General features: G+C 34.3%; 11 protein-coding genes. 8 read left to right on the top strand and 3 right to left on the bottom strand.

From position 1 onward, the window contains the following. Nucleotides 1-57 precede the first annotated feature (57 nt). Genes Q4Q34_RS13080 through pflB form a run of 3 tightly spaced genes read right to left on the bottom strand, consistent with a single transcriptional unit; the run spans nt 58 to nt 4409 of the window. Nucleotides 58-1314, bottom strand: a complete 1257-nt coding sequence (locus Q4Q34_RS13080; protein ID WP_303316063.1) for an L-lactate MFS transporter — start codon at nt 1312-1314, stop codon at nt 58-60. 38 nt (nt 1315-1352) lie between these two features. Next, on the bottom strand, nt 1353-2141 hold the full coding sequence (pflA, locus tag Q4Q34_RS13075) for a pyruvate formate-lyase-activating protein (protein ID WP_303316064.1): 789 nt from the start codon (nt 2139-2141) through the stop codon (nt 1353-1355). A 42-nt stretch (nt 2142-2183) separates the two neighbouring features. Continuing rightward, complete coding sequence (gene pflB, locus Q4Q34_RS13070; RefSeq protein WP_303316066.1) at nt 2184-4409, bottom strand: formate C-acetyltransferase; 2226 nt, start codon at nt 4407-4409, stop codon at nt 2184-2186. A 441-nt stretch (nt 4410-4850) separates the two neighbouring features. On the opposite strand from pflB, the gene Q4Q34_RS13065 reads away from it, so the two are divergent. The 8 genes from Q4Q34_RS13065 to Q4Q34_RS13030 all read left to right on the top strand — a co-directional run bounded on the left by Q4Q34_RS13065 (nt 4851) and on the right by Q4Q34_RS13030 (nt 14158). After that, nucleotides 4851-6617 carry an AMP-dependent synthetase/ligase gene (locus tag Q4Q34_RS13065; protein ID WP_303316068.1) on the top strand — a complete coding sequence of 589 codons (1767 nt, stop codon included), beginning with the start codon at nt 4851-4853 and terminating at the stop codon, nt 6615-6617. Between the two features lie 120 nt (nt 6618-6737). Further along, on the top strand, nt 6738-7181 hold the full coding sequence (locus tag Q4Q34_RS13060; protein ID WP_303316069.1) for a MarR family winged helix-turn-helix transcriptional regulator: 444 nt from the start codon (nt 6738-6740) through the stop codon (nt 7179-7181). A gap of 9 nt (nt 7182-7190) precedes the next feature. Further along, nucleotides 7191-9599 carry a 3-hydroxyacyl-CoA dehydrogenase/enoyl-CoA hydratase family protein gene (locus tag Q4Q34_RS13055; protein WP_303316070.1) on the top strand — a complete coding sequence of 803 codons (2409 nt, stop codon included), beginning with the start codon at nt 7191-7193 and terminating at the stop codon, nt 9597-9599. Nucleotides 9600-9632: 33 nt separating this feature from the next. After that, on the top strand, nt 9633-9992 hold the full coding sequence (locus Q4Q34_RS13050) for a four helix bundle protein (RefSeq protein ID WP_303316071.1): 360 nt from the start codon (nt 9633-9635) through the stop codon (nt 9990-9992). A gap of 58 nt (nt 9993-10050) precedes the next feature. Continuing rightward, nucleotides 10051-11241 (top strand): acetyl-CoA C-acyltransferase, encoded by a 1191-nt coding sequence (locus Q4Q34_RS13045; RefSeq protein ID WP_303316072.1) that lies wholly within the window; start codon nt 10051-10053, stop codon nt 11239-11241. 52 nt (nt 11242-11293) lie between these two features. Next, entirely contained in the window at nt 11294-11656 is a 363-nt protein-coding gene (locus Q4Q34_RS13040; RefSeq protein ID WP_303316073.1) for a four helix bundle protein, read from the top strand. A gap of 42 nt (nt 11657-11698) precedes the next feature. Next, nucleotides 11699-13504, top strand: coding sequence for an acyl-CoA dehydrogenase family protein (locus Q4Q34_RS13035; RefSeq protein ID WP_303316074.1), 1806 nt, complete (start codon nt 11699-11701; stop codon nt 13502-13504). A 171-nt stretch (nt 13505-13675) separates the two neighbouring features. Then, a complete protein-coding gene (locus Q4Q34_RS13030) occupies nt 13676-14158 on the top strand; it encodes a DUF6265 family protein (RefSeq protein WP_330444545.1) in 483 nt (160 codons plus the stop codon). Nucleotides 14159-14307: the final 149 nt, after the last annotated feature.

The following is a 14307-nucleotide window of genomic DNA, read 5'->3' as shown; positions in this document are numbered from 1 at the left end:
CACTTTCAACTAAATGAAAGTGCTTCTCTCGACTAAGACATAATAAAATGATGCTGTTTAAGCAAAATTCAATTTTTCATCTATTTTTTTATACGCTTTATTTACTGTACGTTTCATTAATAATGACACAATCAACGCGATAACAAATAAGCCTGCAAAGACTTCTAGAGTGGCATCCAATGATCCTGTGGCATTTTTAACAACATCGTAAATTGTAGGCCCTACAACACCTGCTAATCCCCAGGCAGCTAATACCATACCGTGAATCGCCCCCAATTGTTTAGTTCCAAATAAATCACCTAAAAACGCTGGCAAGGTTGCAAATCCGCCACCATACATAGTAATAACCGTAAACAGAACTACCAAGAAAGCTATTTCCATGGAAATTTTTGGTAAGAAAAAGAATGCCAGAATTTGAAAAGCAAAGAATATAATGTATGTATTTGCACGCCCTAAATAATCTGAAAGACTGGACCACATAATTCTACCTAAACCATTAAATACGCCTATTAAACCTACTATTCCAGCTGCTTCCATAGGTGTGTAATTTAATTTTTCCTGCATCATCGGACTTGCTGCCGATATAATGGCAATACCACAAGCAATATTAATGAACATCATAATCCAGATGTAATAAAAACGTGGCGTTTTCAGAGAGGCATTAGCATCAATATTTGCCATATCTGCCTTTATAGTTTTTCCTTCTCCTGGCTTAAATCCATCTGGCATATACCCTTCTGGTGGTCTTTCAATATATCTTGCAGAAGACAATATTAATACCATATATATAATTCCTAAAATGTAAAAGGCATTGGATACGCCAACAGTGTCAAAGAGTGATTGCATAACAGGTCCAAAAACCAAAGCAGCAAAACCAAAGCCCATAATAGCCATTCCTGTTGCTAAACCACGTCTGTCTGGAAACCATTTAACCAAGGTACTTACCGGTGTAATGTATCCTAAGCCTAAACCAATCCCCCCAATAACGCCATAGCATAAATAAAATAAGGTTAATGATTCTAATTGTACAGCAAGCCCGGAACCTAAAATACCAATTCCATAAAACAATCCTGCTGTTGTACCACTTACTTTAGGTCCTACTTTTTCTACCCATCTTCCTAAAAATGCTGCTGATAATCCTAATAATAAAATAGCAATTTTAAATGCCCATTTAATAACGCTTCCATCAACATCAAAAATATCTTTAACCGGATTGGTCATAACCGAATACGCATAAACAGACCCAATCGAAATATGGATTCCAACTGCTGAAGCTGCTATTAACCAACGGTTTTTAAGTTTTTGTGTTTGCATAATATTTATAATTTGAGTGTTGACTCTAACAACACTTTTTAATTTACTTTAACTTCTTTGAAATAATTTTTTAAAACCTCAACTGCAGCATCGATTTCTTCTTTTGTATTTTCACGTGCATCCTTAAGTTTATAATCCCAACCTAAAGCTTCCCATTTATGAATACCTAGTTTATGATAAGGTTGCAGCTCAATCTTTTCAATAGTTTTATACTCTTTAAAATATGCCCCCATTTGGTGTAAAAGCTCAGGTTTATTAGTAATTTCGGGTATCAACACATACCGCAACCACATTTTTTTCCCTGACGCTTCTCTATGCTTGGCAAAATTAAAAGCAGTTTCTTTATTACGCATCCCAGTTATGGCTTCATAACCTTCCTCTGTCATATGTTTAATGTCCAACATAACTAAATCTGCGTAGTTATCTAATAAATCTTCTGTGAAATGATTCAGTATTCTACCATTAGTATCGATATTGGTATGAATACCTTCTTCTTTTAATCTTTTAAAAAAAGGCACTAATTCTTTAGATTGTAATAAAGGCTCTCCTCCAGATACCGTAACCCCTCCTTTTTTTCCAAAATAGGGTTTCTCTTTTACTGCCATCTTCACCAATTCTTCAATATGGTATAAGGTACCTCCAGACGTTTCAATAGTATCCGGATTATGACAGTACAGACATTTTAATTTACACCCCTGTAAAAAAATAACCATGCGAATTCCAGGACCATCATGTGTTCCAAAGGATTCAATGGAGTGTACTCTTAATATGTTTTCTTCTGTTTTGATAAGACAACTTTTTAAATTTAGTATCCACAAAAGGAGCATGACTCTCCTTTTGCAGATACTTAAAAAATATTAATAAAACTACTACATGGACTCGTGGAAAGATCGTGTGATAACTTCTAATTGCTGTTCTTTTGTTAATCTTACAAAATTAACAGCATAACCAGAAACACGTATTGTTAATTGTGGGTATTCCTCTGGATGATCCATAGCATCAATCAATGTTTCCTTATCTAATACATTAATATTAACATGTTGTGCATTTTTAGAGAAATAGCCATCTAAAATAGTTGCTAAATTTTCAATTCTATCTTCTTCATTAGCGCCCAAAGATTTTGGTACTATTGAGAATGTATTTGAAATACCATCCTGAGAATCTTTATAATTAATTTTTGCTACCGAGTTTAATGATGCAATTGCTCCCTGAGAATCGCGACCATGCATTGGATTAGCACCTGGTGCAAATGGAATTCCTTTTGCTCTACCATCTGGTGTTGCTCCTGTTTTCTTTCCATAAACGACATTAGATGTAATAGTTAACACAGACATGGTTGGTTCTGCATCCTTATAAACTGCTAATTGCTTTAATTCATCATTAAAATCTGCCACGGCATTCGCCGCTAATTCATCTACTCTATCGTCATCATTACCATAGCATGGGAAATCGCCTTCTATCTTGAAATCAACAGTTAATCCGTCTTCATTTCTTATGGGTTTAACTTTTGCATATTTAATTGCTGACAGTGAATCTGCCACAATTGATAAACCAGCTATACCATAAGCAATATTAATACTTGGATTGGTATCAATTAATGCCATTTGAGCTTTTTCATAATAATATTTATCATGCATATAGTGAATAATGTTCATGGAATCATTATAAACACGCGCTACTTCTTTCATCGCTATTTTAAAATTAGCCATGACTTTATCGAAATCTAAATACTCACAATCGCAAGGTTCAATGCCATCTACCATTTGAGTTCCTGTTATTTCACAACGCCCACCATTAATAGCCAATAACAATGTTTTAGCTAAGTTAGTTCGTGCTCCAAAGAACTGGATGGATTTCCCTAACGCCTGATGAGACACACAACATGCTATGCCGTAATCATCAGACCCTCTGCTTTCTCTCATTAATTCATCATTTTCAAATTGAATTGATGATGTATCGATAGATACTTTAGCACAAAAATCTTTAAAGTTCTGTGGTAAATTTTTAGACCAGAGAATGGTCATATTTGGTTCTGGTGAAGGGCCTAAATTGTATAAGGTATTTAAGAAACGAAAAGAGGTTTTAGTAACCTTAGTTCTTCCATCTTCAAACATACCACCTATAGCTTCAGTTACCCAAGTTGGGTCTCCTGCAAAAATTTCATCATAAGCACTCATTCTTAAATGACGTACCATACGAAGTTTCATAACAAACTGATCGATATATTCCTGAGCTTCTTCCTCAGTAATAAGACCTTCTTGTAAATCATTCTCAATATAGATATCTAAAAATGTAGATACATTTCCTAAAGACATTGCTGCTCCATCCTGCTCTTTTACAGCAGCTAGGTAAGCCATATAAGTCCATTGTACCGCTTCTTTTGCATTTTCAGCAGGACGCGTTAAGTCTAAATCATATTTAGCACCTAATTCAATTATTTCTTTCAATGCTTTTATTTGCTCAGAAACTTCTTCTCGCAAGCGAATAACTGCATCACTCATTGGGCCTTTTATATTGGCTAAATCTTCTTGTTTAGATTTAATTAAGAAGTCAACTCCGTATAAAGCCACACGACGATAATCGCCAATTATTCTACCACGAGCATAGTTATCTGGTAATCCTGTTAAGAAACCTAATGAACGGTATTTCTTTATTTCAGCATTATAGGCATCAAACACACCATCATTATGTGTTTTAACGTATTTAGAAAATAATTCTGTTAAGTTACTATTAGGTTTTACACCTTGTTCTTGTAATGCTTTTTGCACCACTTTAAAACCTCCAAAAGGTTTCATTGTTCGTTTTAATAATTCGTCAGTTTGTAAACCTACAATGACTTCATTATTTCTATCAATGTACCCTGCATCAAAGGCACTAACTGTAGAAACTGTTTCAGTATCCACTGAACGCACACCATTGTTTTGTCGTTCTTCTTTAGTAGCCTCTTTACATACCTCCCATAGTTTTTGAGTTTTTGCGCTTGGTCCAACCAAAAACTCTGACGTTCCGTGATAAGGAGTAATGTTATTAATAACAAAATCTCTTACATCGACCTTTTCCGTCCAAATTCCGTAGTTAAATTGTTTTACTTCCATTGTTTTATCTTTATTAATATTTTAAAAAATCATGCTTGTTTTACTATATCAAAGGTAAATACTGGGCTTAATTATAAAACTGACAATTATCAGTAAACCCAAGTATTTTTGATTAGATTTTTCACGAAAACGTTTGAGTTACATGGTCTTAACAGAAAAATATTTAAGCTTTTAACCTTTACACATGTTAAATATTCAATAAAAACATCTTTTTTATAAAACTTTGCTATTTTTTACCTTAAATTAGATATGATTTTCATAATAATTCAAAAAAAATAAAATATTTGAGTTGTTTAACGATAAAGAATAAGCTCCTGAAATTAAAAGTCTTAAAATCATCAAAATTTCCAGAAGCTGTTGTATTAAATTCTATTTTACAAACTCAATTTGATAATCATTTTTAATTTCATATTTTGCATATCTAGATTCTACAAAAAACACATGAAAGAAATTACAAGACTTTTTGATTTTCCTTATTATCAACTAAAAAACCATCCTTTAGATGCTGCATTAGTTACTAAGTACGATGGTAAATGGGTAAAAACCTCAACTAAAGAATATATAGATAAGGCAAATGCCATTAGTAGAGCTTTATTAAGTCTTGATGTAAAAAAACACGATAAAATTGCTGTTATTTCTACAACAAACAGAACTGAGTGGAATATTATAGATATTGGCATCCTTCAAATAGGCGCACAAAACATACCTATTTACCCAACAATTGGTGCAGATGATTATGAGTATATCTTAAACCATAGTGAATCTATATACTGCTTTGTATCAGACGAAGATGTATTGGAAAAAGTAAATGCAATAAAATCAAAGACAAAATTAAAAGAAATTTATAGTTTCAATCATATTAAAGGTTGTAAACATTATTCAGAATTATTAAAACTTGGAAAGGACGAATCCACACAAGAAGATGTTGAAAAAAGAAAAGAAGCTGTTAGTTCAATCGACTTAGCTACGATAATCTATACATCTGGTACTACTGGAAAACCTAAAGGTGTTATGTTATCTCACAATAACATTGTTTCTAATGTCCTTTCAGCTCAGCTTAAATTCCCATTAAAACAAGGTGAAAGAGCGCTAAGTTTTCTTCCTATATGTCACATTTTTGAGCGTGTTTTTCTCTACTTATATCAATTTGGAAGCATTGAAACTTACTTTGCAGAATCTATGGATAAAATAGGCGATAATGCTAAAGAGATTAAACCAGCCACTATGACTGTAGTTCCTAGGTTAATAGAAAAGGTATATGACAAGATTATTGCGAAAGGCACAGCATTAACTGGTATAAAAAAGATGCTGTTTTTTTGGGCAGTGGAAGTTGGAACTAAATTTGAACCCTACAAAAAAAATGGCCTATGGTATGAATTAAAACTAGCTATAGCCCGTAAACTTATATTTAAAAAATGGCAAGAAGCTTTAGGAGGTAATATTGTATTCATGGCATCTGGAAGTGCGGCATTACAAGCCAAGTTAGGACGCATATTTGGAGCAGCTGACATGCCTATTATGGAATGTTATGGCTTAACGGAAACATCTCCTGGTATTTCTGCAAGTGACAAACGTAATAACCAATGGAAAATAGGTTACGTTGGTAAGGTTATAGACGGTGTTGAAGTTAAAATAGCAGAAGATGGTGAAATTTTATGTAAAGGTCCCAACGTTATGATGGGATATTATAAAGATGAAGCAAAAACAGCTGAAGTCATGACTGGAGATTATTTCCATACAGGTGATATTGGAGAATTTGATGCTGAAGGGTTTTTAAAAATTACCGATCGCAAAAAAGAAATGTTTAAAACCTCGGGCGGAAAATATGTAGCACCTACATTACTTGAAAATCAATTCAAACAATCACGCTTCATAGAACAAATCATGGTTATTGGTGATGGTGAAAAAATGCCTGCTGCCTTAATTCAACTTAACTTTGAATTTGTTGAGGAATGGGCAAGACGACATGACATTCCTTTTAAGTCATCAAATGATCTTATTAATAATCCAAAGCTATTAGCTCGTATTCAAGAAGAAATTGACGCGGCGAATAAAGATTTTGGTAAGTGGGAACAAATAAAAAAATTCGAAATAACCCCAGATATTTGGTCAATTGATGCTGGCCATTTAACACCTACATTGAAAATGAAAAGAAAAGTGATTAAGGCTAAGTATGTCGATTTGATAGAAAAAATCTACAGACCATAACTTAAATAAATCACAAAACACATTTTCAATACTCTCTCAACAAGGTTGTGTTAATTTTTACACAATTTATTATGCATGCATAATAAATTTTTCATATATTTGGTCACCAACCTAAATAATATGAAAGACAAAACTATTGACTATATATTAAGAACAACATGGCTCGCTGTGCAAAAAATGTATAATGAAGAGGCTGCAAAATTTGAAAGTACTATGGCAACAGGCTTTACTTTATTAAGTATAGATCGAGAAGAAGGCACGCCTTCAACTGCTTTAGGACCAAAAATGGGAATGGAAGCGACTAGTTTATCCAGAATATTGAAAACCATGGAAGCTAAAGGGCTTATTGAACGTAAACCCAACCCTAAAGATGGTCGAGGTGTTATCATATCTCTCACTGATTTTGGTCTCGAAAAAAGAGCCTATTCAAGAGAAAAGGTTTTAACATTTAATGAAGCTATAAAAAGTAAGGTTTCAGAAGAAAAATTAAACAGTTTTTATGAAGTCGCTGAAGTTATTAATGATATGGTATTAAATAAAAAAATATATAATCAAAACGATTAGTAGTATAAAATGAGTAAACGTAGAATAAAAAAAGTAGCCATTATAGGTTCTGGTATTATGGGAAGTGGTATTGCATGTCATTTCGCTAATATTGGCGTAGATGTTTTATTACTTGACATCGTTCCAAGAGAACTGAATGATAAAGAGAAGTCCAAAGGCTTAACTCTTGAAGACAAGGTCGTACGAAATAGATTGGTTAATGATGCCCTTGCTGCCTCATTAAAATCGAAGCCTTCACCAATTTATCATTCTAAGTTCGCAAATCGCATTACAACAGGTAATCTTGAAGATGATATTGCAAAAGTGGCACACGTTGATTGGATTATGGAGGTGGTCGTTGAACGACTAGATATTAAGCAACAGGTTTTTGAATCACTAGAAAAACATAGAACACCAGGCACTCTAATTACTAGCAATACATCTGGTATTCCTATCAAGTTTATGAGTGAAGGACGTAGTGAAGACTTTCAGAAACACTTCTGCGGAACTCACTTTTTTAACCCTGCCCGTTACTTAAAATTATTCGAAATCATTCCAGGTCCTAAAACAGATACTTTAGTTTTAGAATTCCTTAATAGTTATGGTGAACAATTTCTGGGAAAAACATCAGTAGTTGCCAAAGACACGCCTGCTTTTATAGGAAACCGCATCGGGATCTTTAGTATTATGAGTTTATTTCATGCTGTTAAAGACATGGGATTAACCATTGAAGAAGTTGATAAATTATCAGGTCCAGTTATTGGCAGACCAAAATCTGCGACATTCAGAACCGTTGATGTTGTTGGTTTAGACACATTAGTTCATGTGGCAAATGGTATTGCAGAAAACTGCAAAGAAGATGAACGCTTAGAACTTTTTAAATTACCAGATTTCATCGATACGATGATGAAAAACAAATGGTTAGGAAGTAAAACAAAACAAGGGTTTTATAAAAAAACAGTGTCCGCCGAAGGCAAAAAAGAAATCCTATCACTAGATTTAAATACCTTAGAATACCGTGCTGCCAAGAAAGCGAAATTCGCTACTTTGGAGCTTACTAAAACTATTGATAACGTTGTAGATCGTTTCAAAGTACTCGTATCTGGAAAGGATAAAGCAGGAGCGTTTTATAGAAAAAGTTTCGCCGCTTTATTTGCTTACGTTTCAAACCGCATTCCCGAAATAACAGACGAATTATATAAGATTGATGACGCAATGAAAGCCGGTTTTGGTTGGGAACACGGTCCCTTTCAAATATGGGATGCTATTGGTGTAGAAAAAGGTATAGAAATCATGGAAGCTGAAGGCTTAGCGCCTGCCGCTTGGGTAAACGATATGTTAGCCTCTGGCAGCAAATCATTTTATTCTGTTAAAGAGGGAGCTACTTATGCTTACGACATTCCAAAGAAAACACAAGAGAAAATACCAGGTCAGGATGCATTCATCATCTTAGACAATATTAGAAAATCTAATGAAGTCTTTAAAAACTCAGGTGTTGTTATTGAAGATTTGGGAGACGGTATATTAAACTGCGAATTCCAATCTAAAATGAATACCATTGGCGGTGATGTTTTAGCAGGACTTAATAAAGCGATTGATTTAGCTGAAAAAGAATATCAAGGGTTAATTATTGGCAACCAAGGTGCCAACTTCTCAGTTGGCGCCAATATTGGTATGATATTTATGATGGCCGTTGAGCAGGAATATGATGAACTTAATGCAGCAATCAAATATTTTCAGGATACAATGATGCGCATGCGCTACTCATCTATTCCAACCATTTCAGCACCACACGGCATGTCTTTAGGAGGTGCTTGTGAATTATCCATGCATGCCGATAAAGTAGTCGCTGCAGCAGAAACTTACATTGGATTAGTAGAGTTTGGTGTTGGGGTTATTCCTGGAGGTGCTGGTTCTAAAGAAATGGCTTTAAGAGCTTCTGATACGTTTAGAAAAGGTGATGTGGAATTAAATATATTACAAGAATACTTTTTAACTATCGGTATGGCAAAAGTTGCGACGTCTGCTTATGAGGCGTTTGATATGGGTGTACTACAAAAAGGAAAAGATATTGTAGTTACTAATAAAGACCGACAAATAGCAACAGCTAAGGCTCACGCAAAATTAATGGCAGAAGCTGGCTACACACAACCGGTAAAACGCAAAGATGTCAAAGTACTTGGAAAACAAGCCTTAGGTATGTTTTTAGTAGGAACAGATTCTATGGAAGCTGCAAATTATATAAGTGAGCACGATCATAAAATAGCAAACAAATTAGCTTATGTCATGGCAGGAGGTGATTTATCCGAGCCAACTTTAGTTACTGAACAATATTTATTGGATTTAGAACGTGAAGCATTTTTAAGCCTATGTACAGAGCGCAAAACTCTAGAACGGATACAACATATGTTAACGACTGGGAAACCGTTGAGAAACTAAGAAGCTAGACGGTTAGACGTTAGATAATAGACTATGGCACGACATAATTTTAAAAAATTAAAAGTTTGGGAAAATGGAATTACCCTAGTTAGCGATAATTATAAATTAACAAGGACATTTCCAGATATTGAAAAATTTAATCTGATAAGTCAAATGAATAGAAGTGCTGTTTCAATCCCTTCAAATATTGCTGAAGGATCAAGTAAAAGTACAGATAAACATTTTAAAAAATATTTAGAGAATAGTCTGGGATCAGCATTCGAATGGGAAACGCAATTAATCGTTTCTCATAATGAAGGGTATCTCAATAAAAATAAATTTGAAGAATTAGAAAATAAAATATTACAAATTCAAAAAATGTTAGGAAAGTTTATAGATAACCTCGATGACTAGTCTAATTTCTAGGCATCTAGATTCTAACCTCTTTTTCTAAGAATAAACTATACAACACATGAAGACCGCTTACATCGTAAAAGCATACAGAACCGCAGTTGGAAAGGCTCCAAAGGGTGTCTTTCGTTTTAAAAGAACCGATGAATTGGCTGCAGAAACCATTCAATACATGATGAAGGAATTACCACAATTAGACAAAACGCGCATAGACGATGTTATTGTTGGTAATGCCATGCCAGAAGGATCTCAAGGATTAAATATGGCACGTTTAATTTCTTTAATGGGGTTAAATAGTGTAGATGTTCCTGGAGTAACCGTAAATCGTTTTTGTTCATCAGGTATCGAAACCATTGGTATTGCTACTGCTAAAATACAATCTGGAATGGCTGACTGTATTATTGCTGGGGGTGCCGAAAGTATGAGTGCTGTACCTATGACAGGGTTTAAACCTGAGTTAAATTACGACATCGTAAAAGCTGGTCATGAAGATTATTACTGGGGTATGGGAAATACGGCTGAAGCCGTTGCCAACCAATTCAAAGTATCTCGTGAAGATCAAGATGAATTTGCATACAATTCACATATGAAAGCTTTAAAAGCACAAGCTGAAAACCGTTTTCAAGATCAGATTGTGCCTATTGATGTGGAACAAACTTATATTGATTCCAATGGAAAGAAAGCGACCAAATCATATACTGTAACAAAAGATGAAGGCCCGCGTGCGGGAACTAGTAAAGAAGCTTTAGCAAAATTACGGGCTGTATTTGCAGCTGGTGGCAGTGTTACTGCAGGTAACTCATCTCAAATGAGTGATGGGGCTGCCTTTGTTATGGTGATGAGTGAAGAAATGGTGAAAGAATTAAATCTAGAACCTATTGCTCGCTTAGTCAACTATGCAGCAGCAGGTGTAGAACCTCGAATTATGGGAATCGGCCCCGTAAAGGCTATTCCAAAAGCATTAAAACAAGCTGGTCTACAACAATCCGATTTAGAGCTCATCGAATTAAATGAAGCATTTGCATCTCAATCTTTAGCTGTGATTAGAGAATTAGACCTCAACCCAGATATTATAAACGTAAATGGAGGTGCCATAGCATTAGGACATCCTTTAGGTTGTACCGGAGCAAAACTTTCAGTTCAGCTATTTGATGAAATGCGTAAACGTAACATGAAAGGAAAATATGGAGCCGTTACAATGTGTGTCGGAACTGGTCAAGGAGCTTGTGGCATATTCGAGTTTCTTAATTAATAATAAAACCATAGAGAGAAGAGAATAGAGATAAAAGAAAATAGATTTTAAAATGTGTGCTAAACAAAGACATAATTATAAAAATTTAAAAATTTGGAAACTCGGTTTAGAGATTACAAATAGTGTATCTGATATCTTGTTAGATTTTCCAAAACATGAAAGATTCAATTTAAGTTCTCAAATAAGCAGATGCTCTGTTTCAATACCTAGCAACATTGCTGAAGGTTCAGCCAGAACAGATAAATCTTTTAGTCATTTTTTAGATATCTCTTTAGGCTCATCTTTTGAATTAGGAACACAATTATTAGTAGCACATCATAGAAAATATATAAACAAAATAATATTAAATACACTAGAAGGAAAAATAGAAGAATTCCAAAGAATGACAATGGGCTTTCAAAACAGCCTCAATTAAGGTCTATTCTCTATTTTCTTTCTTCTTAAATCTACTACAAGCATGGAAGAAAAAAATATTTTACGTGGCGGACAATTCCTAGTAAAAGACACCAATTGTGAAGATATATTCACTCCAGAAGATTTCAATGAAGATCAGTTAATGATGAAAGAAGCCGTGACTGAATTTGTTGATAGAGAAATTTGGGCAAATAAAGCACAATTTGAAAAAAAGGATTATGCCTTAACAGAATCATGTATGCAAAAAGCTGGAGAACTTGGTTTTTTAAGTGTTTCAGTTCCTGAAGAATATGGCGGTATGGGTATGGGCTTTGTAGACACTATGCTTGTTTGCGATTATATTTCTGGAGCTACCGGTTCTTTTAGTACAGCATTTGGAGCGCATACAGGCATTGGAACTATGCCAATTACTTTATACGGAACCGAAGAGCAAAAGAAAAAATATGTACCAAAATTGGCTTCTGGTGAATGGTTTGGTTCGTATTGCTTAACCGAACCAAGTGCTGGAAGTGATGCCAACTCAGGAAAAACAAAAGCTGTACTCTCTGCTGATGGTAAAAGTTATAGTATTACTGGGCAAAAAATGTGGATTTCAAACGCGGGATTCTGTAGTTTAATGATTGTTTTTGCGCGTATTGAAGACGATAAAAATATTACCGGATTCATCATAGAATACGATCCGGAAAATCCTAATGGTATCACCATGGGTGAAGAAGAGCATAAATTAGGGATTCGTGCCTCTTCCACACGTCAGGTTTTCTTTAATGAAACCGTAGTTCCAGTTGAAAATATGCTATCAACAAGAGGCAACGGGTTTAAAATAGCTATGAATGCTCTTAATGTAGGGAGAATAAAACTCGCTGCAGCATGTTTAGATGCACAACGTCGAGTGATAACAGAGTCTGTAAAATATGCTAACGAGCGTATTCAATTTAAAACACCAATCTCTAGTTTTGGTGCTATTCGTCAAAAAATAGCAGAAATGGCCACGAATTGCTGGGTAGGAGAAGCTGCCAGTTATCGAGCAGCAAAAAATATTGAGGATCGTATTGAGCTAAGAAAAAATAATGGAAAAGATACGCATCAGGAAGCCGAATTAAAAGGTGTTGAAGAATATGCTATAGAATGCTCTATCTTAAAAGTAGCTGTTTCTGAATATACTCAAAGATGTACTGATGAAGGTATTCAAATATTTGGAGGTATGGGATTTTCTGAAGAAACCCCCATTGAATCTGCATGGCGAGATGCGCGTATAGCAAGAATTTATGAAGGTACTAATGAAATAAACAGAATGCTTTCAATAGGTATGCTTATCAAAAAAGCCATGAAAGGTCATGTTGATGTTTTAACACCAGCTATGGCTGTTAAAGATGAGTTGGTAGGTATTCCATCTTTTGATGTACCTGATTATTCTGAATTATTCTCTGAAGAAAAGAATATTGTAAAGAACCTTAAAAAACTATTCTTAATGGTAGCCGGAGCTGCTTTACAGAAATACGGTGAGAAAATTGAAGAGCAACAGCAATTAATGTTGGCTGCATCAGATATATTAATCCAGATTTATTTAGCCGAAACGGCTATTCTTCGCGCAGAAAAAATGGCTAAAAAAGAAGGCGAAGATCAAGCGAAAGAACAGATAGCAATGGCTAAATTAAACCTATTCCATGCTATTGATGTTATTGAAACTGCTGGTAAACATTCTATTATTTCATTCTCTACAGGTGATGAACAACGTATGATGCTTATGGGCTTAAAACGCTATATTAAATATGTTAATATGCCTAACATTATTGAATTAAGAGATATTATTGCTAAAAAAGTGATTCAAGAAAATAAATACTGCTTTTAGTATAAACAATATAATTTGTGACTAACTCAATTCTAAAACGCTCCGGAAATTTATTTTCGAGGCGTTTTTCCTTTTTTTGGATTACATAGTATTTGTTAAAGTTGTAAAAAATGTCCCTTTTTAACCATCGCAGACGTCTTAATATTATAAACTCGTTTAAAACATAAAATGATGAAAGTATATATTGTGATTACCTTAATAATGATGACCTCACTTTTTAGTTTGCCTTGTAATGCTCAAGTTGAGAAAACATTAGAACCAAAATTGAAAAATATTTCGTGGATTGCTGGTAATTGGAAAGGAGAAGCCTTTGGAGGTCAAACAGAAGAAAATTGGAGTGAACCTTCTGGCGGTTCCATGATGGCAACTTTCAAACTTATAAATGATGGAAAAGTTTCTTTTTACGAAACAGAAATAATCCGTGAAGTAGAAAACACACTCATTCTTCAATTAAAGCACTTTAACAACGACTTAAAAGGATGGGAAACTAAAGATGAAACAGTCGATTTTCCTCTTAAAGAAATCACTAAAAATAAAGTAATTTTTGAAGGTATGTCCTTTGAAAAAGTAGGTGATAATGAAATGAATGTATATGTTGATATAAAACAAAAAAATGGTTCTATAGAAACTGTTAAGTTTAATTACACTAAATAACCTGAGTTCGACGTAAACTTTATTAAAAACATCTTATATAATCCAATGAAATACAGCTGTTTGTCATGTCGACGGAGCGAAGCATGAGTGACGAGACACCTCATCATGATGAGATTCTTCCTCGTTCCTCGTCCGGAATGACATGATTT

Source organism: Flavivirga abyssicola (genome assembly GCF_030540775.2).
In the GTDB taxonomy this organism is placed as follows: Bacteria; Bacteroidota; Bacteroidia; order Flavobacteriales; family Flavobacteriaceae; genus Flavivirga; species Flavivirga abyssicola.
Note: the sequence above shows the minus strand (reverse complement) of the source record. Positions and strands in the feature narration are given on the sequence as shown.

Coding starts and splice junctions, on each gene's coding strand:
- Q4Q34_RS13080 (WP_303316063.1), bottom strand. CDS start 1,314: ATGCAAACACAAAAACTTAAAAACCGTTGGTTAATAGCAGCTTCAGCA.
- pflA (WP_303316064.1), bottom strand. CDS start 2,141: ATGCTCCTTTTGTGGATACTAAATTTAAAAAGTTGTCTTATCAAAACA.
- pflB (WP_303316066.1), bottom strand. CDS start 4,409: ATGGAAGTAAAACAATTTAACTACGGAATTTGGACGGAAAAGGTCGAT.
- Q4Q34_RS13065 (WP_303316068.1), top strand. CDS start 4,851: ATGAAAGAAATTACAAGACTTTTTGATTTTCCTTATTATCAACTAAAA.
- Q4Q34_RS13060 (WP_303316069.1), top strand. CDS start 6,738: ATGAAAGACAAAACTATTGACTATATATTAAGAACAACATGGCTCGCT.
- Q4Q34_RS13055 (WP_303316070.1), top strand. CDS start 7,191: ATGAGTAAACGTAGAATAAAAAAAGTAGCCATTATAGGTTCTGGTATT.
- Q4Q34_RS13050 (WP_303316071.1), top strand. CDS start 9,633: ATGGCACGACATAATTTTAAAAAATTAAAAGTTTGGGAAAATGGAATT.
- Q4Q34_RS13045 (WP_303316072.1), top strand. CDS start 10,051: ATGAAGACCGCTTACATCGTAAAAGCATACAGAACCGCAGTTGGAAAG.
- Q4Q34_RS13040 (WP_303316073.1), top strand. CDS start 11,294: ATGTGTGCTAAACAAAGACATAATTATAAAAATTTAAAAATTTGGAAA.
- Q4Q34_RS13035 (WP_303316074.1), top strand. CDS start 11,699: ATGGAAGAAAAAAATATTTTACGTGGCGGACAATTCCTAGTAAAAGAC.
- Q4Q34_RS13030 (WP_330444545.1), top strand. CDS start 13,676: ATGAAAGTATATATTGTGATTACCTTAATAATGATGACCTCACTTTTT.